Source organism: Kineococcus aurantiacus, assembly GCF_013409345.1.
Lineage (GTDB): Bacteria > Actinomycetota > Actinomycetes > Actinomycetales > Kineococcaceae > Kineococcus > Kineococcus aurantiacus.
This window is the reverse complement of sequence record NZ_JACCBB010000001.1, coordinates 2204567-2228162: the sequence shown is the minus strand read 5'-3', so window position 1 is coordinate 2228162 and position 23596 is coordinate 2204567. Positions and strand designations below refer to the sequence as shown.

Below are 23596 nucleotides of genomic sequence, written 5' to 3'. Positions count from 1 at the left end.
CAGCTTGACCTCTTCGCACGCCGTGAGAAAGCCACACCGGTGAAGCTGTTGGGCAGCCGATGAGAGAGCGTCGCGCCGGGCACCTCGGCACAGCCTGGCCGGGCCGTTGCCGTGGAGGAAGTCAACGAGTAGCCGATGTCTGCCCTGTCCCTGGTGGCGCGCACCCACGGCAGGCACGGGTGAACCTGGGGGGCCTGCAGACCGCAGCCGGTTCCGCCGCGCGTGCCTGGACCGCTCCGCGTCTTCGGGCCACGACGATCGGGCTGCGGGTGCTGCTCTCCTTCAGGCCGGCACGGTCTCGGCCTTGGCCGAGATGGCTGCCGCGCTCTTCCACGTCGCCAGGCGCTGGGCGTAGAGGGGTTCGACGGTCTGCAGACCGAAGGTGCCGAAGAACACTCGCAGCGGAGCGTCTTCGGCGTCCACGACGTCGAGCAGGGCGGCTCCGACACCTGCGGGATCGGGCGAGGGGAAGGTGGCGAAGGCTGCTCCGACGGTCTCGTGGACCTGGGCGTAGTCGGGCGAGGGAGTGCTGTACGTCGCGTTGGCGCTGAAGCCGGTGTTGAAGGCTCCTGGCTCGACGATGGTGACCTTGACGCCGAACCCGGAGACTTCCTGAGCCAGGGATTCCGAGTACGCCTCGAGGGCCGCCTTGGACGCGCTGTACCCACCGGTCGTGGGGAAGGCGGCCACCCCCAGCAGGCTGGACAGCATGACGATGTGGCCGCTGCCCTGGGAGCGCAGGTGGGGCAGTGCCGCCTGGGTCACCCACAGCGGGGCGAAGACGTTCACCTCGAACTGCGCCCGCAGAGCGTCCTCGGTCAGGTCCTCGACCACCCCCATCAGTCCGGAGCCGGCGTTGTTGACGATGACGTCGAGCCGCCCGAAGTGGTCGTGGGCGTGGTTCACCGCGCGCTTCACCCCGGCGCGGTCGGTGACGTCGAGGGTCAGGGGGAGGACTGCCTCGCCGTACTGCGACGACAGGTCCGTGAGGGCGGCGCTGTCGCGGGCGGTGGCCGCGACTCGGTCGCCGCGCTGCAACGCGGCTTCGGCGAAGCGTCGGCCGAAGCCGCGGGAGGCGCCGGTGATGAACCAGGTCTTGGACATGGGAACTCCTCGGAAGGTTGCGGAACGTCATCCAGGAAAAAGACGCTACCTCTATCTGAGACGAAGTATCAAGCTGCTACCCGATGTCTTAGACTCGCTGCGTGACTCCTCGACCGCACGTCAGTCGCGAACCCTCGACCCGCCGCGCCGAGCCCCCCGCTTCGCTGCGGGACCGCACACGTCAGGCCATGCGCGAGGAGGTCAGCGCCGTGGCGTTCCGCCTCTTCGCGGAGCAGGGCTTCGACGCCACCACCGTCGAGCAGATCGCGGCGGAGGCCGGGCTGTCGCGAGCCACGTTCTTCCGCTACTTCGGCACCAAGGACGACGTCGTCCTCGACGCCTTCGCCCGCTCCGGGCACGAGGTCACCAAAGCCCTGCGCACGCGACCCGACGACGAGCACCCGTGGACGTCGCTGCGGCGCAGCTTCGACGTGATCACCGACGCCGAGCTCGACGATCCCGAGGGGACCAGGAAGTTCATGGCCCTCCTCAGCGACGCCTGCGCCCTCATGACCCGGCAGTGGGAGAAGACCCAGGGCTGGGAGAGCCAGATGGCTCCGGAGATCGCCCGCCGACTGCCCGACGGGTCTCAGCTCCGAGCGCACGTCATGGCCGCCGCAGCCATCTCCTGCCTGGACGCGGCCACCGACGCCTGGACCGCCGGCGGAGGAGAGGCGTCACTGGCCCAGCTTCTGGACCAGGCCATGACCGCACTGGGAGACCTGAACCCGGCCTGAGCGGCTCCCCTGCCATTCTCCACGGCGCCGACGAAATCATGCCCGACGGCACGACCTCGCGGGGGTACCCGCTGGTCCGTGGCAGCGACACCGAGGCCTGGCGCATCCGCCGACGCCGGCAACGGCTAGCCCCGGTGCAAGGGCGCACGGCTCTGCGTCGTGGCCCCTTCGTCGCCCGGCTGGCGCCATGACCGTGACCTCGCCCGCAGGGTGGGATGGCCGCGCGACTAGATCAGGGGCAGAGCCTGCGACAGGACGACGAGGGACATGGACACGACTCCCAGCTCATGACCTGTCGTCCACCCCTTCTCCCCGCGCCGGCACCGCCGTTTGACGTCAACGAGGGAGACGACGATCAGAGCGAGAGCACCAAGGATGAGCACGACGTTGCCCCAAGGCCGAAACACGATCGGCATCGTCGCTGGTACGACATGCAAGGGCACCTCGCGGCGCGCATGTGAGTGACCGGTCATCGGCGACATGTGCGTGATCATCGTGCTCGTTCTGCATCCGGACATCGGCAAGACCGTGAGGTCGTCGAGCACGCGGACGGCGGGATGACCGGTGGATCAGCTGTGTGCTCGTCGCGGCAAGCCAGGTCCGTGGACAGCACCTGGGATGCGGAGGCCGATGCGGTCTACATCGACTTGTCGGGCGACTGCACCGACCCTGCGCTGGAGCAAGTCATCGTGGGTACGGGGTCCAAGGAGTACGAGGTCATCCTGGACTTCAGTACCGCCGGTCGTCTGCTGGGAGTCGAGGTGCTGGGCGCTGGCACTGCTCTGGACCCGAGTCTCCTTCGGACGCTGCGTCGCATCGACGGACCAGCAGAAGCGCACTGAGCGCTACGACCGTGACGTCGTGGTCACTGTCGGACAGCGTTCCCACACGGGGACTTGGTCCGACTTAGTCCTCACCGTGGAGCCGTGACGCAGACGGTGAACGTGCACGAGGCGAAGACGCACCTGTCCCGACTGCTCGAAGCGGTCGAACGGGGCGAAGACGTGGTGATCGCCCGCTACGGCAAGCCCGTAGCCCGCCTGGTGCCCGCCCGCTCGCACGGAGCGCGCCGTCCCGGGGCGTGGAAGGGGCGAGTGGTCATCGCCGACGACTTCGACGACACCTCCGAGGACCTGGTGTCCGCCTTCGGCGACGGCGACGTCGAGCCGCACCTGTGACGGCTCTGCTGCTCGACACCCGCGTCCTGCTGTGGTGGTTGAGCGGTGACGAACGCCTGCCCGGGCGCATGCGGGTCGCCGTGGCCGACGGCGAGAACGAGGTGTTCGTCTCCGCCGCGTCGGCGTGGGAGATGTCGATCGAGGCTGCGCTCGGCGAGCTGACCGTCCCGGACGGCCTGCGCGAGGAACTGCAGCAGCGGGGGTTCAGCGAGTTGCCGGTCACCGTGGACGACGGCTTGGCCGCCGGTGCCCTACCCCGCCACCACGACGATCCCTTCGACCGGGTGCTCATCGCGCAGGCCTCCCGGCGCGGGCTGCGACTGCTCACCCTCGATCGACGCTTCGGGGACTACGACGTTCGACTCCTGTGACCCCGCGAGCATCCGCGCGAGCATCATGGCCGGATGAGCAGCGGCGTCGCTGACGCACCGGAGAGCCGACCCGTCTCCCCGGCCGCGGTGCTGGCCGTGGCCCTGCTGCTGCTGGCCGTCGGGACGTCGGCGTGGGTCGTGTGGCAGCTGACCGCTGACGGCCGCGCGCCGGTGGCCTTCCGGGAACGCTCGGCCTTGCCGCAGTGCGCCCCGATCACCGTCCCGCAAGGTCAGTCCACCCCGGTGACCCTGCAGGACTGCCTGCTCAGCCCCGGCGCCCAGCACGACGGCGCAGAGGTGCTGGTCACCTCCTCGACCACCGAAGGAGACCCGGTCAAGACCTACTACCGGGTGCTGCCCGGTGGAGCCGTGGAGGTCTTCACCGACGCCACTGCGGACGCGTTCGGATCCGAGGGGTGGAGCCACACGCGCTGCCCTGACGTCGCGGCGTTGGGGAGCGGGGAGGACTGCCGGCCGGCGTGAGCGACGTCCACGACAGCGGGACGACCGGTGGATCGCTCGGACCCGAGCTGGACCGCGGTCAGGTACCTGGTCCGCGGACCTGACTCCCGCACGACGTGAGTTCCGTGGATCGCCGAACGGGCTGGTGAGTCGGTCGATGCGCACCTGGCGCCCGTGCCCGGTCTGCGGGAGCGAGGCTCGCGTCGAGCGGGTGCAGCGTCTGGGTGGTGGTGGCGAAGTCGTCGGCGAGGAGGCCGGAGGACTGACCTGTACGTGCGAGTGCGCGGGGGACCTGGCCCGCCACTCCCGGAGGGCGGGTCCGGCCGGCTCGACCCGCAGCTGGCTCGGCAGCTCTCGACCCCGACGACTCAGTCCCCCGGAGGTCACGACCGGGCGCCCGACGTCGGCACGATCGGCGGAACGACCCGGGGCCGGGGCCGGTCACTTCACAGCTGGGAGCGCAGGTCCTCCAGCCAGGCATCGGCGGTGCGGACCTGCTGGGCGAGCTTGTCGCGGCGTTCCTGCGCGGTGGCGATGAAGGTGCGCAGCTCCTGGGTGCGCTGCTCATCGCCGGGGGCGGTGGCCAGCTGGTCCAGGACGGCGATGAGGTGGCGCATGTCGTCCAGGGAGAACCCCAGCGGCTTCATCTGCCGGATCAGCAGCAGGCGCTGGACGTCGGCCTCGGTGTAGAGGCGGAAGTTGCCGGCGCTGCGGGTGGGGGTGAGCAGGCCCTCGTCGTCGTAGTGGCGCACCGTGCGGTGCGAGAGCTGGACCCGCTCGGCGACCTCGCCGATCTGCATGAGCCGCCCGGTCCGAGGGTCGGAGGCGTCGGCGATGTCCACCGCCGTAGTCAAGCACCCCCGGGTGGGGCTCGATCGCCCGGCGCCACGTGGAGGCCGGGCGTGGGCGGAGGGTGCCGTTCACCGCCGGTCACGGTCGAGGGCGCAGGGCACGGGGGGTGCGGGTGACCCAGGCGGCGTTCTTCCACCCCAGCGCGGGCCGCTCCACCAGCAACCAGGAGGCGGTGGCGACCGCCGCGGTCACCGCCAGCCCCAGGGCGAGGAACGGCACCGCGTTCAGGGCGGCCGCGCCGAGGGCGAACAGCAGCTGGGCGATCGGCCAGTGCCAGACGTACGTGCCGTAGGACAGGTCCGCGCGCAGGTGCGGGCGCCACGGGCAGCGCACCACCGCCCACAGGCACAGGTAGGCGAACGCGGGCCCGGCCAGGGCGCGGTAGTCCGGCAGGGCGACCAGCCCGACGAGGACCAGGACCAGGCTGAGCGCGGCCACCCACCCGCGCACCGGGATCCGGTCGGCGAACAGGTGCCCGCCGGCGCCCAGCAGGAACACGAAGCTCAGCCGCAGCATCAGCTCCGAGCCCAGCGGGTTGAACCCGGCGGTCGCGGCGACGGTCAGCGCCCACAGGGCGACCAGCAGGGTCAGCACCAGCCACCGCTGCCGGCGCAGGACGCCCAGCACGCCGAGGGCCGCGACGATCGCGTAGCAGGACGCCTCGAAGAACAGCGTCCACAGCGCCCCGTTGACCACGTCCGGGGCGCCGCCGCCGGTGGGCAGCCCGGCGATGCCGAACTGCTGGATCTGCAGGAACGCGTTGCGGCTGAGGTAGTCCAGCGCCGAGGCCGGGCCGGCGAACACCGAGGCTGCCGGGCGTCCCTCGAGCACGGCCAGCAGCGGGGCGACGACCAGGGCCGTCAGCAGCAGGGACAGCCAGAACCCGGGCAGGATCCGCAGGGCCCGGTGCCAGGCGAAGCGGCGCAGGGAGCCCAGGCGCAGGTAGCTGCGGGTGACCAGGAAGCCGCTGAGGACGAAGAACGCGTCCACGGCCAGGCTGCCCAGGTCGGTGGAGCCGGTCCGGGGCTGGTGGCCGGTGCCGATGAGCAGGGTGTGCACCACCGCCACCGTGGTCGCCAGCGCCAGCCGCAGCAGGTCCAGGGCGTTGCTGCGCGGGTCGAAGGCCTCGGCCAGTGTCTGCCGGGCCTGGCTGCGCGCCCGCCCGCCGGGCCCGCTCGTCGAGGGTGCTCCGGGGGCGGGGGTCGGCCCCGGGGAGCGGCCGCCGGGACCGGACGGCCGGTCGGAGCGACGTCGCGACGGGATCGCCGGCGCAGCCGGTGACCCCCTGGTCCAGCCGTGCTGGAGCCGGACGTCGGGGTGGTGGGCGCGGCGGCCGGCGGGTCGGCCGGGATTGGTGCTCACTCGTCCTCATCTCATCGACTCGGGTGGGAACGGTTGGGGGACAACGCGGTGCGCGACGTCCACGGGTGCCCGGCGGGCACGGGGACGTCGCCTCTGCGCCGTCAGCGACCCCGACTCTACCCTTACGTTAGGGTAGAGTTGGGAGCAGGACGAGACGCCGTCGACCGATCGGGTCACCCCTTCACGAAGTCGTCGCAGTCGGCACAGGAGCCAGCACGCTCCGGCGCGGCCGACGGGTGGGTGGAGAGGGGAGCGGCCCGGCACCCGTGCGCCGCTCGACCGCCTCGAGCACCGACCCACCCACCGACCGCGGGCGCCTGCGCCCCGCACCGGTGACGTCCCCGTGAACGGAGCACCCTTGGCCTTCCCCACCGCGGCCCCGGCCGCCCCGGCGCCGGCCGCCCGGCACCACCGGCCCCCGTGGCTGTCACCCCGGGTCCTGCGCACCGAGGCCCTCGCCGGCCTCGTCGTGGCCCTGGCCCTCATCCCGGAGGCGATCTCCTTCTCCGTCATCGCCGGTGTCGACCCCCGCGTGGGGCTGTTCGCCTCCTTCACGATGGCCGTCTCCATCGCCTTCCTGGGCGGGCGGCCGGCGATGATCTCGGCGGCCACCGGCGCGGTCGCCCTGGTCATCGCGCCGGTGGTGCGTGACCACGGCCTGGGCCACCTGCTGGCCACCGTCGTCCTGGCCGGTGTGCTGCAGGTGGTGCTGGGTCTGCTGGGGGTGGCCAAGCTGATGCGGTACGTGCCGCGCAGCGTGGTGGTCGGCTTCGTCAACGCCCTGGCCATCTTGATCTTCGTCGCGCAGGTGCCGCACGTGCGCGACGTGCCGTGGATCGTCTACCCGATGATCGCCGCGGGCATCGCGCTGATGGTCTTCCTCCCCCGCCTGACCCGGGCCGTCCCGGCTCCGCTGGTCGCGATCGTGCTGCTGACCGTGGTCACCGTGGCCGCCCACCTGACCGTTCCCGACGTCGGCGACGAGGGGGAGCTGCCCGACAGCCTGCCCTTCCCGCTGCTGCCGGACGTGCCGCTGAACCTGCACACCCTGGGCGTCATCGCCCCCTACGCGCTGGGCATGGCGCTGGTCGGGCTGATGGAGTCGCTCATGACGGCCAAGCTCGTCGACGACGTCACCGGCACCCCTTCGCGCAAGGGCCGCGAGGCCTGGGGCCAGGGCGTGGCCAACGTCATCACCGGCTTCTTCGGCGGGATGGGCGGCTGCGCGATGATCGGGCAGACGATGATCAACGTGAAGGCCGGCGCCCGCACCCGCGCCTCGACGTTCCTGGCCGGGGTCTTCCTGCTGGTCCTGGTCGTCGGCCTGGGCGACGTGGTGGCCCGCATCCCGATGGCCGCCCTGGTCGCGGTGATGATCGTGGTGGCGGTCGGCACCTTCGACTGGCACTCGGTCCACCCGGCCACGCTGCGCCGCATGCCCGGGAGCGAGACCGCCGTCATGGTCGCCACCGTCATCGTCGTGGTCGCCACCGACAACCTGGCCATCGGCGTCGTCGTCGGGGTCCTGATCGCCGCCCTGCTGTTCGCTCGCCGCGTGGCGCACCTGGTCGAGGTCACCAGCGTCCTGGACCCCGCCGGGACCACCCGCGTGTACTCGGTGTCCGGCGCGCTGTTCTTCGCCTCCTCCAACGACCTGGTCACCCGGTTCGACTACCCCGGCGACCCGCAGGACGTGGTGATCGACCTGTCTGCCGCGCACGTCTGGGACGCCTCCACCGTCGCTGCGCTGGACGCGATCCGGACGAAGTACGCCGCCCGGGGCAAGACGGTGCACGTCACCGGCCTGAACGCCGACAGCTCCGCCCGCCTCGAGCGACTGGCCGGTCACCTCGGCAGCGGGCACTGACCAGCTGCCGACCAGCTGGCCGGGAGCCGGCTCCCGAGGACTCCCGCGCCGTGACCGGCGATGCCCGCGGTGACGTCCTGGAGGAGCGCATCGACGCCTCCCACCTCCTCGACACCGACGCCCTCAGGGCCGCCGTCCGCGCCACGGCGCAGGCGTCCCCGCAGAGCTTCGCCCCGCTCACCTGAGGGAGCACCAGCCCGACCCCCGCTCGGGACAGCACCCGGCTCCCGGCGCGCGCGGTGGGTCGACCCGTCGAGCCGTCGCTCGTCCCGGCAGCGACCGTCCTCAGGGGTGGTCAGCTTCGTCGGTGGGGCAGCGGGAGGGTCCACCGTCCAGCCGGTGGCAGACCACTCCGTCGGCGGACGTCGTCGCGCGGGCCGTCCAGCACGCTGGGCGGGTGCGCACCGCCTCCCAGCTCGCCCTCGCAGCCGCTTGCCTGCCGCTCCTGCTCACCGGCTGCACCTCGACAGCGCAGGCGGACGCGGACGCCGACGCCCGAGCCGCCGACGTCGGCCGCTCCCTGGACCGCACCGCGAGCGGCAGCGGCGACCTCGACGACGTCGTGGGTTTCGCCCTGCGCGACGGGCAGGGTGCGACGTGGCCGGCAGTGGAGCTGCTGGAGGTGGCGCCCGGACCCGGCGGGACGGTCGAAGGCACCGTCGTGGAGGTGCGCGTCACCGGGTACGGGGCTCCCGGTGGCGGTCGGGGTTTCGACCTCGGCCCGGACCAGGCTCCGTCGACGCGGAACTGCTACCGCTACGTGCTGCGCCCGTGGGGCGTCGACGTCCACCCGAGCACCGGGGAACCCCTCGCCGAGCGGATCGACCGAGGCTGCGAGCAGCGCGAGGTCATCGACGTGCCGGAACCGCCGCCGGTGCCGCACCTGACGGACGCGGACACCGAGGCCCTGCGGGCAGCGCTGGACCGACCCGGCGCCGCGGCGGTGCGGGCGGCGTTGGACGCTGCGCCGCGTCCCGGTGTGCGGGTCGACGTGGGGGTGCACGACGGCTGGGTGGGGGCGGCGCTGTCCGCGGCTCCCCGCGGCAGCGGTTGCGTGCTGGGTCGGCGCGGACCGGACGGGCAGGTGCAGGTGTGGGTCCCGCCCGCTGTGCTCGTCCAGCCGGGTGAGAGCAGTTGCGACGCGTGGACGGCCGCCGCAGGGGGTGCGGTGGTGCCACCGCACTAGGTCCCCGACCTGCAGCGTCGAAGCGTCACCCGGGTGCACCCTCTCACCGACGCTCTCGCCGGTCCCCGGCCGTCGACCGTCAGCCGCTGATGCTCACCGCGCCCACGGCCGTGACGCGACCCGCGCCGTAGGTGTCGAACCAGGCCTCGACGACGTCGAAGGACGACTGGTCCTCGCCCACGAGCAGCGTCGCCCGGCCCAGCGGGCCGGAGGCGAGGGCGTCGACGAGGTGACCGGTGAGGCCCGGGGCGAGGACGACGTCCTCGGCGGGCAGCCCGGCGTCCACGGCTTCCACGGCCACCGCCGCGGCCGTCCCGTAGCGGTCCTCCCCGGCGGCGCGGTGCGGGGTGGGCAGCGGGGCCAGCGCCTCGGGGAACACGCCCTCCGGTCCGCCCGCGACCGTGGTCGTCGTGACCCCCAGCGCCCGCAGCGCGTCCCCGGCGGGGATCGGGTCGTCGTCGGCGACGAGGACGAGGGGTTCGCCGAGGCGGGCGGCCGGGCCGGCGGCGGCGAGCGCGTCGACGAGGTGGGCGTCCTCGCCGGAGGCCGCCCAGCCGTGTGTGGCCGCCGGCAGGAACGCGGCGACCGCCCGGGACGTCGCGTAGCGGTCGGCCCCGGCGATGCGCTGCACGTCGGTGACCCCCAGGGTCTGCAACCGCTTCGGGGTGAGGGCCGACAGGGCGTCGTCGCCGCCGACGACCACCACGGACCGCACGGCGTGGTCGCGCAGGTAGGCGGCCGTGGCCGCCGGGACGTCGTCGCGGGTGGCGAGCAGGAGGGGCGCGGCCAGGCTGCGGGCCAGCGGCGCGGCCGACAGGGCGTCGACGAGGTGGCGGTCCTCACCGCTGACGAGGACGGCCACGTCGGCCTCGGGGAACCCGTGCTCGGCGATCGCGGCGGCCGTGGCGAACCGGTCGGCGCCGGACAGCTCGACGACCTGGTCCGGGGTTCCGCTGGGCAGCGGTGCGCCGCGGTAGGCGGTCCCGCACCCCGGGTGCTGCACCGGCGGGGCCGGGACGCACGCCGGGGTCAGCGTCTCGAACCCGGGTTCGGGGGCGGCGGACGCGGCCGCCGGCACGGCCAGCGCCAGGGCCGACAGCAGGGCGACGGGCAGGGCGCGGCGGGCGCTCGGGCGGGGCACGGTTCCTCCTGGGGTCGGCTGGGGCGCCAGTGTGGCAGCTGCGGGCCCCGCCGCGGGCGGGTTTTCCCGGGCTGCGGCGGGCGGCGGACCGGGGCAGGATCAGCCCGTGCCCAAGCGCAGCGCCGGGATCCTCCTGTTCCGCCGGACCGGGGCGGGAGTGGAACTCCTCGCGGCCCACATGGGCGGACCGTTGTGGGCGCGCAAGGACGAGCACGCTTGGTCCATCCCCAAGGGGGAACCTGAACCCGGCGAGGAACTGCTCACCGCGGCCCGCCGGGAGTTCTCCGAGGAACTGGGCCTGCCCGTGCCCGACGTCGACCTCGTCGAGCTGGGGGAGTCGACCCAGTGGAACCGGAAGGTCGTGACGATCTGGGCGGGTGAGGCCGACCTCGACCCGGCGGCCGTCGTGCCCGGCACGTTCACCATGGAGTGGCCGCCGCGCTCGGGCCGCACGGGGGAGTTCCCCGAGATCGACCGGGTCGCGTGGCTCACCCCCGACGAGGCCCGCGGCAAGCTCGTGGCGGGGCAGGCCGTGTTCGTGGACCGGTTGCTGGGGCTGCTCGGCCCGGCCGGAACGCAGTAGGTCGACGGGAGCGCGCCGCCCCCGACCGCTCCTGGCGTCGTCGGGGCCGAGGCCGCGGGGCCGGCCCGTCCCGGGGGACCGGGGAGGGAAAACCGGTGGCCTGGGCGCGGTGGACCCGCCTAGCGTGAGCAGCACGAGAACCCGCGGGACCGGGCGAGGACCCGGCCGCCGGTCACCCGCCACGACCTCCGCCGACCCGACGAGGAGTTCCCGTGCGCCCTGTTCTCCGGCCTCCCCCCGGACCCGCCGCACCGCCCTGCCCGGCCGCGTGCGCGATCTGCGCGCTGGAGGCCGCGCGGCCGCCCGCCACCCCGGTCACCGTCGCCCTGCTGCGGCGCCTCGCCGTGCGGTCGCGCCGGCGCCGCAGGGTTTCCCGCCCGCAGGGCCCGGGGCCGTGGCCGCTGTCGGCGTGGTGGGGGGAGGCCCTGGGGTGAGTTCCCTCCCGCGCCCTCCCGTGGTCGGACGTCCCCGGCCCGTGGTTCCACCCCTGGTCTGACGCCCCGCGGTGACCGCGTGCGGCAGGGTCGGCGGCGTGCTGCGAGACGTCGGGACGTGGGTCGCCGTGCTGGGTTCCCTCGGTGGTGCGCTGGTCCCCCTGCGGGGGCCGCGGGGGCGCCGGTGGGTTTCCCTGCTCGTCCCCGTCCTCGCCGTCGTCGCGGGGTTCCTGCTGAACTCCCTCGACGGGGGACCGCGGTGGCAGCTGCTGCCCCTGCTGGTCGCCGCGGTCCTGGCTGTCGCCCGGTTCGTGGCCGGGCGACGCCGGGTGAGGTTCCCGGCGGCCGCGGCCGCGGTGGTCGCGACGTTCGCGGGAACCCTCGCGGTCTGGGCTTTCCCGCCGCTGCGGGTTCCCGGACCCACCGGCCCGCACCCCGTCGGGACCACCGAGGTCTCCTGGGACGGCCCCGTCCCGGACTGCCCGGCGTCGACCGTCGTCGCGCAGGTCTGGTACCCCGCCGCCACCGCCGGGGAACCCGCGCCCCACCTGGGCCGCGACCGCGCCGAGTCCCGGCAGGTCGCCGCGGCCCTCGCCGGGACGTTCGGGGTCCCGGGGTTCCTGCTGCGCGAAGCGGTCGTGGCCCGGTCCCCGGCGGCGGACGGGACCCCCGTGGCGGCCGGGCGGTTCCCCGTGGTGCTGTTCTCCCCCGGGGACGCCTCCGTGCGTCGGCAGAACTCCGCGTGGGCCACCGCGCTGGCCGCCGGCGGCCGCGTCGTCGTCGCCCTCGACCACCCGTGCGACTCCGCGCTCGTCGTGGAACCCGACGGGGACACCGTCCCCACCCGCGTCCGCAGCACCGGCGACGACGCCCGCGACCAGGCCGCCGCGGACCGCCAGGTCGGGGTGCGGGCCCGGCAGCTGTCCTCGGCCCTGGACGAACTCACCCGCCGCAACGCCGCCGACGGGCTGCTGCGCGGCCACCTCGACCTCAGCCGCGTCGCCGCGACCGGCCACTCCCTCGGCGGGGCCGCCGCCCTGCGCGTCGCGGCGGACGACGACCGCGTCGACGCCGCCGTCGACCTCGACGGCCTGCCGCGCGGCGCCGACGGCCTCGACGTCCCCGTGCTGTTCCTCGTCGCCGGCCGCGGCACCGGGAACCCCGACGCCGACGCCGCGTACGCGCGCGCCGTCGAGGCCGTCGCGGCGCGTTCCCCGGCGGCGCGGGTCCAGCGGGTCCCCGGCGCCGCGCACCTGACGTTCACCGACGCCCCGCTGTTCCTGCCCCCGGTCCCCTCCGTCGTCGGTTCCCTCGGGCGGGAGGAGTCCGTCGCCGTGACCGTGCGGGCCACCGAGGAGTTCCTCGGGGAGTTCCTCGACCCGCGGTGAACGGGTCCCCGCCCGGCGGGATCGGTCCCGTCGATGCCGGTCATCACCGGCACGTGGTTGCGCGGTTCCCCGCGCACCGGCCACCGTGACCGGGTGAGCAGTCCGCGCGAGGAGGCGTCCCCCGGCGCCCGTCCCGTCCCCGGCCAGGTCCCCGGTCACGTTCCCGGTCAGGTGGAGGGGAAGGTCGTCCTCGTCACCGGCGCCGGCCGCGGTCAGGGAGCGGCCGAGGTCCGGGCCCTGCGCGCCGAGGGGGCCACCGTCGTCGGGGTCGACCTGACCGCCGCCCCCGACGAGGACCTCGCCGGCGCCGAGTACCGGCGCCTCGACGTCACCGACGAGGAGGGCTGGGCCGAGCTCGTCGGCGACGTCGCCGCCCGGTACGGCCGCGTCGACGGCCTGGTCAACAACGCCGGCACCACCTGGCGCGCGCGGCTGGCCGAACTGCGGGCCGCCGACGCGCACCGCGTCCACGCCGTGAACGCCGTCGGCCCGCTGCTGGGCATCCAGGCGTGCCTGCCCCACCTGCGGCCGGGTTCGTCCATCGTCAACGTCGGTTCCACGGCCGCCCTGACGGGGCACTTCCCGGTGGCGTACACCATGAGCAAGTGGTCCCTGCGGGGACTGACGAAGGCGGCCTGCCTGGAACTGGGACCCCGCGGGATCCGCGTCAACCTCGTGCACCCCGGGTACGTCGAGACCCCCATGACGGCCTCGGCCGCCCCGGCGTTCCGCGCCGCCAACGTCGCCGAGACCCCGCTGGGGCGGACCGGCACCGTCGAGGAGGTCGCCCCGCTGGTCGTCTTCCTGCTCAGCGACCGGGCCTCGTTCATCACCGGCGCCGAGATCCCCGTCGACGGCGGGCTCACGGCGCACGGCGGGGTGAAGTCGATCTCCGACGCCGTGCGGGGGGCTGGCACCCTGGGCGGGTGAGCACACCCCCCGCGCGGTCCGGGACCTGGGGCCGGCGCCTGGAGGTCACCGGCTGGGCGCTGGGGACCGTCGCGGGTGTCGTGCTCTCCGTCGGCGACGCCCTGGAACGGGACTGGTGGCGGCTGGCGGCCACGGTCGTCGTGACCGCGCTGTTCGCCCGGCGCCTGCTGCGGGCCGTGGGTCCCGGTTCGGCGGCGCGGCGCGGCGGGGAGGCCCATCGGCGGCGGGAGGCCGAGGAGGCCCGGCGCGCGATGACGCCCGCGCGCGTCCGGGCGCTGGCCGAGCAGCACCGGCTGGACCCGGGGACGTCGGCGGGCAGGGCCGAACTCGTCAGGGCGCTGCGGGCGGCGGACCCGCGCCTGGGGCTGCTGGACGCCACGGCCCTGGTGGACGGGCTGGGCCGGTAGAGCGCCGGTGGGCGCGTCCCCGTGCCGGGGGCCTCAGGCGCCCCGGGGCGCTCGCGCCGTGCTGCCGCGCGGGACGATCCGCAGCGGCAGGTCCTCGCGCGTCCCCGCGGGGCGGCGGCCGTCGAGGACGTCCAGCAGCAGCTGCACCAGCCGGTGCCCCATCTGCCGGGGGGCCAGGTCGACCGCGGTGACGTCCAGCGCCTCGATGGCGGGCCCGCCGGCGTAGGCGGCGAACAGCAGGTCCTCGGGGACCCGCAGCCCGCGCGCGCGGACGGTCTCCAGCGCGGTGACGGCGCTGCCGTCGGGCACGGCCAGCAGGGCGTCGGGCGGTTCCGGGGCGTCGAGGAGCGCGGTGACGGCCTCCCGGACGCGTTCGGGCCGGGCGGTGAGGCCGACCTCGACCGCCAGCGGGGGCACCGAGCGCTGCGCGCACCAGCGCTGGTGGGCCCGGTGCGCGTCCTGGCCGTAGGCGGTCTCCTGCCCGGGGGTGAGCACGGCGACGCGCCGGGCCCCGGCCGCCTCGAGGTGGTCCAGGAGCTCGGTGACCACCGCGGCGTGGTCGCTCTCGACGCGGCCGGCGTGCTCGGCCGACGGCGTGGGGTCCCGTTCGCACGTGACGACGGGCAGGCCGGCGCCGGCCAGGGACCGGACGACGGGGTCGTCCAGGGCGGGGTCGGCGACGACGACGCCGTCGACGTGCAGCCCGCCGCGGGAGACCTCGACGGCCGGCAGCAGGGTGAGGGCGACGCCCTGGGCGTGCGCGGCCTCGACCGCGCCCATGGCCAGCTGCATGTAGTAGGCCAGGCCCGCGGTGTGCTGCGGGGTGAGCAGCCCGACGGCGCCGGTGCGCCCGCGCCGCAGGTTCCGGGCGGTGAGGTTCGGGCGGTACCCCAGCTCGGCGGCGACGGCCGCGACGCGGCGGCGGGTGGCCTCGGGCAGGCGCCCGCGGCCGGACAGCGCGTCGGAGGCGGTGGTGGTGGACACGGCCGCGGCGCGGGCGACGTCGCGGAGCGTGGGCACGACCGCACGGTATCCCGAGTGCGCCGAACCCCTTGCAGGATCGTTCCTGCAGTGCTTTCCTCGGTGCTGCGCCCGACGCCGCGGTCGGCGTCCCCACCGAGAGGGAGAACCCGTGAGCGAACCGCCCGTCCCCGCGTCCGCCGCCCCGCCCGTGCGCCTGCGCCGGGTCCTCGGCGTGCCGTCCCTGGTGGTCTTCGGCCTGGCCTACATGGTCCCGCTGACCGTCTTCACGACGTACGGCATCGTCACCGACCTCACGGCCGGGCACCTGCCCCTGGCCTACGTCGTCACGACCGTGGCGATGCTGTTCACCGCCTACAGCTACGGGCGCATGGTCCGCGCCCGCCCCTCCGCGGGCTCGGCCTACGCCTACACCCGCACCGCCTTCGGGGCCCGCACCGGTTTCCTCGTCGGCTGGGCCCTGCTGCTGGACTACGTGTTCCTGCCGATGATCAACTACCTGGTCATCGGGATCTACCTGCACGAGGCGGTCCCCGCCGTCCCGGCGGCGGTCTGGGTGCTCCTGGCCATCGCGGTCGTCACGGGGCTCAACGTCCTCGGCATCGACACCGTCTCGCGGCTGAACGTCGTGCTGCTGGCCGTCCAGGGCGTGTTCCTGCTCGTCTTCGTCCTCGCGGCCGTGCGCGTGCTGGGCCGCACGGGCGCCCCGTCGCTGACGGCGCCGTTCTGGAGCGGTGACACGCACCTGCCCGCGATCCTGGCGGGGTCGGCGATCCTGTGCCTGTCGTTCCTGGGTTTCGACGCCGTCTCCACGCTGGCCGAGGAGGCCCGCGACCCCCGCCGCACCATCCCGCGGGCGATCCTGCTGTCCGCGCTCGTCGGCGGCGTCCTCTTCGTCGTCATCGCCTGGATCAGCCACCTCGTCCTGCCGGGCCACGCGTTCGCCGACGTCGACTCCGCCTCCCTGGACGTCATGGCCGCCGCCGGCGGGAAGTTCCTGCAGGTGTTCTTCACCGCCGCCTACGTCGCCGGCTGCTTCGCCTCCGCGATGGCCTCCCAGGCCAGCGTCTCCCGCGTCCTCTACGCGATGGGCCGCGACCGGGTCCTGCCCCGGCGGTTCTTCGGCGTCCTGCACGCCCGCTGGCGGACGCCCGTCGCGGCGGTCGTCGTGGTGGGGGTGCTGTCCTGCTCGGCGCTGCTCATCGGCCTGGAACTGGCCGCCGCGATGGTGAGCTTCGGGGCGCTGGTGGCGTTCTCCTTCGTGAACCTCTCGGTGGTCAAGCACTACGTGGTCGACCAGCACCGGCGGTCGGCGCGCGACGTCGTCCTGTTCGGCGTCCTGCCCGGGATCGGCGTCGTGCTGACCCTGTGGTTGTGGACCAGCCTGTCCGGCACCACGTTCGTCGTGGGGCTGACCTGGCTGGTCGTGGGTTTCGTCTACCTGCTGGGCCTCACGCGGGTGTTCCGCCGCCCCGTCCCCGAACTCGCCCTCGACGAGGCCGACGCCTCTCCCGCTGCGGCGGCGGCGCCCGTGGAGACCGCCCGGTGACCGCCTCCGCCGTCGGTGCGGGGACCACCGTCGCGGTGTGCCAGGTGGCGCTCGCCGTGGGCCGCCCCGAGGAGAACCTGGCCCGCGGGCTGGCGGCCCTGGACCGGGCCGCGGCCCGCGGGGCGCGCGTCGTCGTCCTGCCCGAACTGCTGCGCAGCGGGTACGTGTTCGAGTCCGCCGAGGAGGCGCGGGCGCTGGCCGAACCCCTCGACGGCCCGACCACCGCGGCCCTCACCGCCGCCGCGCGCCGGCACGGCCTCGTGGTGGCGGCCGGGCTGGCCGAGCGGGCCGACGACGGCACCCTGCGCAACAGCGCCGTCCTCGTCGACCCCACCGGGGTGCGCACCGTCTACCGCAAGGTGCACCTGTGGGACCGCGAGAGCGAGTTCTTCGTCCCCGGCGACCAGCCGCCGCAGGTCGTCGAGACCGACCTGGGGCGGCTGGCCCTGGTGATCTGCTACGACCTGGAGTTCCCCGAGTGGGTGCGCCTGGTGGGCCTGGCCGGCGCCGACCTCGTCTGCGCCCCGACGAACTGGCCCGGCCCGCGCCGCGGGGGCGGTGAACGGCCCATCGAGGTGGTGCAGGTCCAGGCCGGCGCCGCGGCCAACCGCATGTTCGTGGCCGCCTGCGACCGCACCGGCACCGAACGCGGCGTGGAGTGGGTGGCCGGTTCGGCGATCGTCGGGCCGGACGGCTACCCGCTGGCCGAGGCGGAGGCCGGGGGCGCCGAGCAGGTGCTCCTCGCCGACTGCCGGCTGGCCGAGGCCCGGGACAAGCGGGTGTCGGCGCGCAACCACGTGCACGCCGACCGCCGGCCCGCGCTGTACGGGCCGCTCACCGGCTGAGGGGCTCCATCCTGCCCTGCGCCGGGCGATGCCGACAACACTGAGAACTGGCTGGCGGACGCGGCCGGTACGGGCGTCACCGGGAGCGGTTCGCCTCGGCCGCCCGCCGTCGCAGTGACGTCGATGACCATGACATCTGCGTGCTTGAGGATGGTGTGCAGTCAAGCCGCCAGTCGCCTCACCTCCTCGGCGGCCCAACTGCACGTCTGCACCAGCGCACTTGGACGACTCAACTGTGCTCAGTTGAGCCAGACGCCGGTGGAGAGGAATTTGCGTCAGGTGCGAACCCCTACCAGTCGGAACGTGAACAGATTCCGCCCCGCTCGGAACAGCAATGGGGCAGGATCAAGCTCATGGACGACAGCGCAGACGAGGGTCTTCATCACGGCTCGACGCAGCGAAAGCGCACACACGATGCAGGCTTCAATCGCGGTGAATGGCGAAACATCGGGCTGATACTTGCCGGAGCGCTGATTGCGGTCGCGGGTTTGTGGGTTGTTCTTCCCGATTACCTCGTGGCGCGTGCGTCTTTCGAGGTGCCGTGTCCAGCCCCGACGAGTGCATCTCCAGGGGCGGCTCTTGATTGTGAGGATGCCGCCCGACGAGGTCTTGACAGGGCCGTTGACGAACAGGCCTACGAGAGTCAACTGGTGGCGGCTCGAGCGCCTGTCGGAATTGTTTCCGGGGCGCTGCTCGCCGCTGCCGCCGCCGCTATCGGTGTGATCGTGAGCAATCACAACGCGCGACTCGCTCGAGAAGCTGTGATGCAGACGAGCATTACGAATTCTCTGACGCGGGAGCGTGACCTGGCGACTCAGCGCCAGGCAGTTACCTCTCAACAAGATGCACGCTTCAGTAGTGCCATCGACCAGCTTGGTCACACCTCAGCATCAGTCCGTCTGGGAGGATTGCACTCTCTTCACAGGTTGGCACTCGAGGACACCAGATCAAGAGAAGGAGCTCGCCGGAGCCCTGTAGTGATCGAGATCTTCTGTGCGTACCTGAGGCAGCCTTACGATCATCGCAGCCGCCCTCGTGGGCCTGGGGATGCCCGTACACCGCCACTCAGGGAACGCCGCAAGTGGCAATTGCAGAGCGACAAGGACTCGAGAATCCTCGATGCCGAGGGGGAGGTCAGGCGTACCGCGTTCCGACTGATGAGGGACCTTCTCCGGTCCAGTGTCGACCTCGACCTACCTCCTCAGTCGATCGACCTGCAAGGGGCGGTCCTGGATGGAGCGGACTTCAGCGGCTGCCCCCTCGGAAAGCTGACGATGGGACGCACTTTCATCGCAGGTGACTTGAACTTGAACGATTGCCTGTTCGGTGGCGAAATCTCCCTCGGGGATGACACCACCATCAAGGGAAACATTGAACTCGGTTCTAGCCAGCCCATCCCCGGCGATGTTGCCGTCGGTTCAAGGTGCCAAATCGACGGCAACGTCGAACTTCAAGCCAAGACCATCCTCAAGGGCCAGTTTGTCGTAGGCCAGGGCTCCAGGATCGGAGGACACGTTCGAGGTGGTAGCGACCTCACGATCGAAGGCATCTTTCAGTTGCAGGCCGAGAGCAGGGTCCGTGAGATCCGTCTGGAGCGCAGCTCCTCCTTGCTGAGCGGATTGGTCGTCGCAGAGGGCGGAGCAGTTGAGCAAACCCTGAGAATCGAGCCCTCCTCTCATATCAAGAACATTGATCTGCGCGCCGGGAGCAGGATCGGGGGTAGCCTGGTCATCGCCGGGCCGGCAACCGTCAGCGGTGGTCTCCGCATCGGGGAGGCGGCAGAGATCGGTGCTGGTGTGCAACTGGGTGAGGGCACCGTCGGTGACGGGATCGTTCTTGGGCCGGGCTCTCGTGTGAGCTCTCTTTCGCTTGTAGCGACTCGAGTGACTGCTTACGTCATCGTCCGACCTGGAGCGACTTTGGGACATTTGCATCTTTCGTCCAGTGCCAGCGTCTCGAGAGGCATCCTCCTCGGGAGGGGAGCGGAAATTAGCGATGACATCGGGATCTACGACCTCAGTCGGGTCGGGAGCCGCAAGAGTGAAGGGCAGAAGGGAAGTTCCGGCTTCTCGTTAAAAGCAGGAATCTTTGCCTTCGACGGAATTCATCTCGAAGAGGACTCCCGGGTTGGCGGGTCGATCAAGTTGTGGGGCGGCGCGGCAGTTCAGGGCGACCTGGTCTTTAAAAGAGGTGTTCAGCTGGCTGAAATTCTGGATATGGAAGAAGGAAGTCGCGTCACGGGTGAGGTGACCCTTGAAGCCGGAGCGCAAGTCAAGGGGGGTGTCCATACGCCCTGGGCTGAGCCGACCGTCGCCCCGATCACGGCAAGAGAGCTGGCGCACGGCAACAAGCTCCACCTCGTGCTCGCGCATGGGTCCCACTTGCACTTCCTAATACGCAGCGAGAGCAGCTACATGATGGCTGTCTTGCCAGAAGATTCGGTTACTCAATGGGTGGATGAGCCCTATACTCTCTTCTGGAAGCGAAGCGATGATGTACGTTGATGCGACTTAATCGCCGACTGTCCGACTCAGCATTCCTGCAGCATCCGCGCGAGAAGGATGTCACCACGGCCCGGGTCGTCGAGACTGTACTGGCGGTGATGACCTCTCACCGCCGCCTGCGAACCACAGTCAGTGGCGGCCGGAGCGCAGGGCAATGACCAACGGGGCGAAGCGGACCGTTTCCCCGCCAGTTGCCGTAGCGCGACCCGGCTCCCCAACGGCACCGGCCACACAGGCGGTGAGCGTCAGGCTCCCGCTGCCGGCAGCAGCGCCGGGGCCGGTGGCCCCGTGAGCAGCTGCTGGCGCAGCAGCGTCTGCAACCGGGCGCCCAGCGGGTCGCCGGGGTTCGTCGCGTGCGGGTCGTCCAGCCCGCGCCGGGAGGCGACCCCGGGCGGCAGGACCCGGCGCAGGGACTCCAGCAGGGCGCGGGAGCAGGTGCCCGACAGCAGGCACCGGCGTGCCTCGGCCACCCCCCGCTCGTCCAGGGAGGCGTACCACTGCCACAGCAGGGTGCCGGTGTCGGCCGGGGCCGCTGCGCGCGCGACCCCGGACCCCACCGGACGGGGAGGGGAACTGAGCGTGGACATCACGCGGATCGTAAATGACCGGCGTTCACCGCCAGGGGCGTTCCGGGCGGGAACCACCCTCACGGGTGGTCGTCGAGCCAGACCGGTCGCGGTCCGCGGCCGGTGCGGTACCGGGCGGCCTCCTCCGAGGGGCTGTACGGGCCCAGCGCCAGCTGCAGCGCCCGCAGCGACCACCGCGCCCCCCGCAGCTGCCGGGCCCGCCCCCGCCCCGCGGCCCGGCCCGGCACCCCCGCCAGGTCGGCCAGGACCGGCGACAGGACCAGGCCCCCGGCCCGGGCCAGCCGTCCGTAGACGACCCGCTCGGGACGGCTCAGCCCGGCGGGGGCGGCGATGAAGGCCCGCAGGTCCTCGGGCACCGGCGCCAGGGACGGGCGCACCGCCCGCAGCGCCTCGGCGAGCTCCGCGCGCCCCGTCGGCAGGTCCCGGGCCCCCAGGGCGTGGGCGCTGCGGGCCCAGTCCCGGACGTAGACGTCGCCCCAGCCGGGGCCGAACCGGCGGGACAGGTCGTGCCCGCAGGCGTCCTGGGCGGCCAGGAAGGCGTCGGTGAAGGCCAGGTGCACCCACCGCAGCAGGTCCGGGTCGGAGGCGGAGTAGGCGCGGCCGTCCCCGGCGGTGCCGCGCACCCGCTCGTGCATCGCCCGCACCCGCGCGGCCTCGCGCCCGGCCAGCTCCGCCGACCCGAACGTCGACACGACCAGCCAGCGGGCCGTGCCCGCCAGCCGCGCCCACGGGTCGGTGCGGTAGGAGGAGTGCCGCTGCACCCCCGCCAGGGCCAGCGGGTGGGTGCCCTGGCCCAGCAGCGCGGCGATGCCGCCGACCAGGGTCGACAGGTCCCCGTGGACGCGCCAGACGACCCCGTCGGGCTCGAACCAGCCCGGGCCCCCCCCGACGGTGGCGATGTCGCGGACCCAGTCCGGAGCCCCCGTGGGGTCACCGGAGACGCGGGCCCGGAACCCCGCCCGGACCCGGTCGTGCAGCGGCGGCCGGGCGGGGAGCAGGAGGGGCACCCCGCCAGGCTCACCCGCCGCACCCGCGCCCGCACCCCGGGGCGGGGGAGGGGCGGTGGCCCTGACGGCCCTCCGGCTGCCGGTGGGGCGGCTGGCCGCGGAGGGGCGGGGCGACCGGCGGATCGCCGACCGCCTCCACCTGTCGCACCGGACGGTGGGCGTGCACCCGCACCGGGCGTTCCCGACGCTGGGCGTGGCCGGCCGCCCGCGGGTGCGTGCGGCGCTGCGGCGGCTCGGGGAGGTCCGACCCGCCCGGCCCGCCCGGCCACCGGACCGGCGCGGACCGTTGTCCCGGCGGAGTGGGTGTGTTGGAGTTGTGAGGGGTCCAGACCGCGGGCCGTGTCCAGTCGGCGTGAGCCACGACGAGCAGGGGACCGCCATGTCCGGTGACGGTGGTGCCGACGGGGAGCGGACCGCCGGGTCGGCCTGGGAGGCGGTCGCGCGGTTCGCCCTCGACGTGAGCCTGGCCCTGTCCGTGGAGGACGTCGTGCGCTCCCTGGTGGGCGTCGGCCTGCCCGCCCTGGGCGCCGCGGGCTGCGGCATCGTGACCCCCGCCGCCGACGGCGGCTGGCAGCTCGTCCTCAGCACCTCCTTCGGGCCCGACCTGCGGGCCCGCTTCGACCACGAACCCTTCGACAGCCCCCTGCCGGCGTGCCGGGCCGCCCGCGAGGGCCGCACCTTCCTCGTGCCCGACCACGACGCCGCCGCGCGCGTGCACCCCCGGATGGCCGAGGTCGTCGAGGTGACCGACCGCCCGCGCTGGGCGCTGCTGCCGCTGCGCGTGGGGGAGGACGTCGTGGGCAGCCTCGCCGTGTCGTGGACGGCGCCCGGTCCCTTCGAGGAGGCCGAGGTGGAGCGGCTGGAGGTGTTCGCCGCGCACTGCGCCCCCACCGTGCACCGCGTCCTGCTCGTCGACCAGGAGCACCGGGCCGGCGTGCGCGTGGGCCGGATGGTGCGGGCGCTGCAGCGCGGTGTCCTGACCGAGCCGCTGGACACCGACGGCCTGGAGATCGCGGTCAGCTACGTGCCCGCCGGGGACGGCGTGGACATCGGCGGCGACTTCTACGACACCTTCCCCCGCGCCCGCGGCGACGTGGTGGTCGCCGTGGGGGACGTCGCCGGGCACGACCACCTCGCGGCCGCGGCCATGACCCGCGTCCGGACCCTGCTGCGCGGGCTGGCCTGGGACAGCGACGACGGCCCGGGCCGGTTGCTGGACCGGCTCGACGCCGTCGTCGCGGCCCTGGAACCGGGCACGACGGCCACCGCGCTCGTGCTCACCTGCGCCCGCACCGACGACGGCGCCCTCGACGTGCGCTGGGCTGACGCGGGCCACCCGCCGCCCGTGCTGCGCCGCCCCGACGGCGCGGTCCGGGTGCTGCAGGGCGGCGGGGACCCGCTGCTGGGCGTGGACTGGCCCGGGGCCCGCACCGAGCACCACCGGCGGCTGCCCGTCGGCAGCGTGCTGGTCCTCGTCACCGACGGGGTCGTCGAGACCCGCACCACGGGCGTCATGACCGGCCTCGACGCCCTCGCCGCGTCGCTGCACCGCACCACGGGCACCGACGCCCACCAGGTGTGCGCGGAACTGGCCACCGCCGCCCTGCACGACGAGCCGGTCCCCGCCACCGCGGCCGACGACCGCACCCTGCTCGTCCTGCGCGCCACCCCCCTCGGCGCCCGCACCGACGAGGCCCCCGCCGCGGACGGACCCCACGACGCGACCGCCGCCGCCACCCGCGTCGCGGTGCTGCCGCCGGAACCGCGGTCGGCGTCGACGGCGCGCGCCGTCGTCCGCTCCGTCGCCGGGACCGACGGGTGGGGCGAGGACGCCGTCGACGCCGCCGAGCTGTGCGTCAGCGAACTCGTCGCCAACGCGGTCGTGCACGCCCGCAGCGACATCCGGGTCAGCGCGTCCAGCACCGCCGACCGGCTGGTCGTCGAGGTCGAGGACGAGAACGACCGGCTGCCCGAGCTGCTGCCGCCCGACGACGAGGCCCTGTCGGGGCGGGGGCTGCAGCTGGTCAGCGTCGCCGCCCACGAGTGGGGCGTGCACCCGGTGGGGGACGGCCTCGCGAGCAAGGTGGTGTGGTTCGCGCTGCACCGCGACGCGGGCTGAGC

25 protein-coding genes are annotated in these 23596 nt (G+C 73.7%); 17 read left to right on the top strand and 8 right to left on the bottom strand.

The genetic code is table 11. From position 1 onward, the window contains the following. Window positions 1-282: 282 nt before the first annotated feature. Entirely contained in the window at window positions 283-1104 is an 822-nt protein-coding gene (locus BJ968_RS10780) for an SDR family NAD(P)-dependent oxidoreductase (RefSeq protein ID WP_179751681.1), read from the bottom strand. Between the two features lie 101 nt (window positions 1105-1205). Here BJ968_RS10780 and BJ968_RS10775 point away from each other — a divergent pair, with 101 nt between their 5' ends. The 5 genes from BJ968_RS10775 to BJ968_RS10755 all read left to right on the top strand — a co-directional run bounded on the left by BJ968_RS10775 (window position 1206) and on the right by BJ968_RS10755 (window position 3873). Beyond that, window positions 1206-1841, top strand: coding sequence for a TetR family transcriptional regulator (locus tag BJ968_RS10775; protein ID WP_218884990.1), 636 nt, complete (start codon window positions 1206-1208; stop codon window positions 1839-1841). 602 nt (window positions 1842-2443) lie between these two features. After that, complete coding sequence (locus BJ968_RS10770; RefSeq protein ID WP_179751679.1) at window positions 2444-2683, top strand: DUF2283 domain-containing protein; 240 nt, start codon at window positions 2444-2446, stop codon at window positions 2681-2683. Between the two features lie 84 nt (window positions 2684-2767). Continuing rightward, window positions 2768-3019 (top strand): type II toxin-antitoxin system prevent-host-death family antitoxin, encoded by a 252-nt coding sequence (locus BJ968_RS10765; RefSeq protein ID WP_179751677.1) that lies wholly within the window; start codon window positions 2768-2770, stop codon window positions 3017-3019. Then, complete coding sequence (locus BJ968_RS10760; protein WP_179751675.1) at window positions 3016-3390, top strand: PIN domain-containing protein; 375 nt, start codon at window positions 3016-3018, stop codon at window positions 3388-3390. The genes BJ968_RS10765 and BJ968_RS10760 overlap by 4 nt, the downstream gene beginning before the upstream one ends. Before the next feature lie 33 nt (window positions 3391-3423). Continuing rightward, entirely contained in the window at window positions 3424-3873 is a 450-nt protein-coding gene (locus BJ968_RS10755) for a hypothetical protein (protein ID WP_179751673.1), read from the top strand. A gap of 425 nt (window positions 3874-4298) precedes the next feature. Here the strand turns inward: BJ968_RS10755 and BJ968_RS10750 are convergent, their stop codons facing one another. Both BJ968_RS10750 and BJ968_RS10745 read right to left on the bottom strand, forming a co-directional pair. Next, window positions 4299-4652 (bottom strand): MerR family transcriptional regulator, encoded by a 354-nt coding sequence (locus BJ968_RS10750; protein ID WP_179756540.1) that lies wholly within the window; start codon window positions 4650-4652, stop codon window positions 4299-4301. A gap of 130 nt (window positions 4653-4782) precedes the next feature. Further along, window positions 4783-6066, bottom strand: coding sequence for an acyltransferase family protein (locus BJ968_RS10745; RefSeq protein ID WP_218884988.1), 1284 nt, complete (start codon window positions 6064-6066; stop codon window positions 4783-4785). Between the two features lie 358 nt (window positions 6067-6424). Here BJ968_RS10745 and BJ968_RS10740 point away from each other — a divergent pair, with 358 nt between their 5' ends. The 3 genes from BJ968_RS10740 (at window position 6425) to BJ968_RS10735 (ending at window position 9119) form a co-directional block, all read left to right on the top strand. Continuing rightward, window positions 6425-7933, top strand: a complete 1509-nt coding sequence (locus tag BJ968_RS10740; RefSeq protein ID WP_179751671.1) for a SulP family inorganic anion transporter — start codon at window positions 6425-6427, stop codon at window positions 7931-7933. Between the two features lie 50 nt (window positions 7934-7983). Next, window positions 7984-8118 (top strand): hypothetical protein, encoded by a 135-nt coding sequence (locus tag BJ968_RS25650; RefSeq protein WP_281372703.1) that lies wholly within the window; start codon window positions 7984-7986, stop codon window positions 8116-8118. A gap of 212 nt (window positions 8119-8330) precedes the next feature. Continuing rightward, window positions 8331-9119: a hypothetical protein gene (locus tag BJ968_RS10735; protein ID WP_179751669.1), complete on the top strand. Its 789-nt coding sequence runs from the start codon at window positions 8331-8333 to the stop codon at window positions 9117-9119. 79 nt (window positions 9120-9198) lie between these two features. Here BJ968_RS10735 and BJ968_RS10730 read toward each other — a convergent pair whose 3' ends face one another. Continuing rightward, window positions 9199-10260 carry a cell wall-binding repeat-containing protein gene (locus BJ968_RS10730; RefSeq protein WP_179751667.1) on the bottom strand — a complete coding sequence of 354 codons (1062 nt, stop codon included), beginning with the start codon at window positions 10258-10260 and terminating at the stop codon, window positions 9199-9201. Between the two features lie 106 nt (window positions 10261-10366). Here BJ968_RS10730 and BJ968_RS10725 point away from each other — a divergent pair, with 106 nt between their 5' ends. The 5 genes from BJ968_RS10725 to BJ968_RS10705 all read left to right on the top strand — a co-directional run bounded on the left by BJ968_RS10725 (window position 10367) and on the right by BJ968_RS10705 (window position 14002). After that, complete coding sequence (locus BJ968_RS10725; RefSeq protein ID WP_179751666.1) at window positions 10367-10843, top strand: NUDIX domain-containing protein; 477 nt, start codon at window positions 10367-10369, stop codon at window positions 10841-10843. Between the two features lie 212 nt (window positions 10844-11055). Continuing rightward, a complete protein-coding gene (locus BJ968_RS10720; RefSeq protein ID WP_179751664.1) occupies window positions 11056-11277 on the top strand; it encodes a hypothetical protein in 222 nt (73 codons plus the stop codon). 98 nt (window positions 11278-11375) lie between these two features. Then, window positions 11376-12665, top strand: a complete 1290-nt coding sequence (locus tag BJ968_RS10715; RefSeq protein WP_179751662.1) for an alpha/beta hydrolase — start codon at window positions 11376-11378, stop codon at window positions 12663-12665. A gap of 171 nt (window positions 12666-12836) precedes the next feature. Continuing rightward, window positions 12837-13595, top strand: coding sequence for an SDR family NAD(P)-dependent oxidoreductase (locus BJ968_RS10710; RefSeq protein WP_343078252.1), 759 nt, complete (start codon window positions 12837-12839; stop codon window positions 13593-13595). Then, window positions 13592-14002: a hypothetical protein gene (locus tag BJ968_RS10705; RefSeq protein ID WP_179751659.1), complete on the top strand. Its 411-nt coding sequence runs from the start codon at window positions 13592-13594 to the stop codon at window positions 14000-14002. Before BJ968_RS10710 ends, BJ968_RS10705 begins: the two co-directional genes overlap by 4 nt. 33 nt (window positions 14003-14035) lie before the next feature. On the opposite strand, the gene BJ968_RS10700 is transcribed toward BJ968_RS10705, so the two are convergent. Further along, complete coding sequence (locus BJ968_RS10700; RefSeq protein ID WP_179751657.1) at window positions 14036-15022, bottom strand: substrate-binding domain-containing protein; 987 nt, start codon at window positions 15020-15022, stop codon at window positions 14036-14038. A gap of 112 nt (window positions 15023-15134) precedes the next feature. Here BJ968_RS10700 and BJ968_RS10695 point away from each other — a divergent pair, with 112 nt between their 5' ends. Beyond that, window positions 15135-16532, top strand: coding sequence for an amino acid permease (locus tag BJ968_RS10695; protein WP_218884986.1), 1398 nt, complete (start codon window positions 15135-15137; stop codon window positions 16530-16532). Further along, window positions 16529-17377: a nitrilase-related carbon-nitrogen hydrolase gene (locus tag BJ968_RS10690; RefSeq protein WP_218884985.1), complete on the top strand. Its 849-nt coding sequence runs from the start codon at window positions 16529-16531 to the stop codon at window positions 17375-17377. Before BJ968_RS10695 ends, BJ968_RS10690 begins: the two co-directional genes overlap by 4 nt. A 275-nt stretch (window positions 17378-17652) precedes the next feature. Here the strand turns inward: BJ968_RS10690 and BJ968_RS10685 are convergent, their stop codons facing one another. Then, the gene (locus BJ968_RS10685; protein ID WP_179751655.1) at window positions 17653-18258 is read right to left on the bottom strand and encodes a hypothetical protein; all 606 of its coding nucleotides are present in this window, start codon (window positions 18256-18258) and stop codon (window positions 17653-17655) included. A gap of 96 nt (window positions 18259-18354) precedes the next feature. Between BJ968_RS10685 and BJ968_RS10680 the strand changes: the two genes are divergently transcribed. Next, window positions 18355-19881, top strand: a complete 1527-nt coding sequence (locus BJ968_RS10680; protein ID WP_179751653.1) for a hypothetical protein — start codon at window positions 18355-18357, stop codon at window positions 19879-19881. A gap of 245 nt (window positions 19882-20126) precedes the next feature. Here the strand turns inward: BJ968_RS10680 and BJ968_RS10675 are convergent, their stop codons facing one another. Next, a complete protein-coding gene (locus tag BJ968_RS10675; protein WP_179751651.1) occupies window positions 20127-20468 on the bottom strand; it encodes a hypothetical protein in 342 nt (113 codons plus the stop codon). Between the two features lie 59 nt (window positions 20469-20527). After that, window positions 20528-21475, bottom strand: a complete 948-nt coding sequence (locus tag BJ968_RS10670; RefSeq protein WP_343077958.1) for an oxygenase MpaB family protein — start codon at window positions 21473-21475, stop codon at window positions 20528-20530. Window positions 21476-21827: 352 nt separating this feature from the next. Between BJ968_RS10670 and BJ968_RS10665 the strand changes: the two genes are divergently transcribed. After that, window positions 21828-23594 (top strand): SpoIIE family protein phosphatase, encoded by a 1767-nt coding sequence (locus BJ968_RS10665; RefSeq protein WP_179751647.1) that lies wholly within the window; start codon window positions 21828-21830, stop codon window positions 23592-23594. Window positions 23595-23596: the final 2 nt, after the last annotated feature.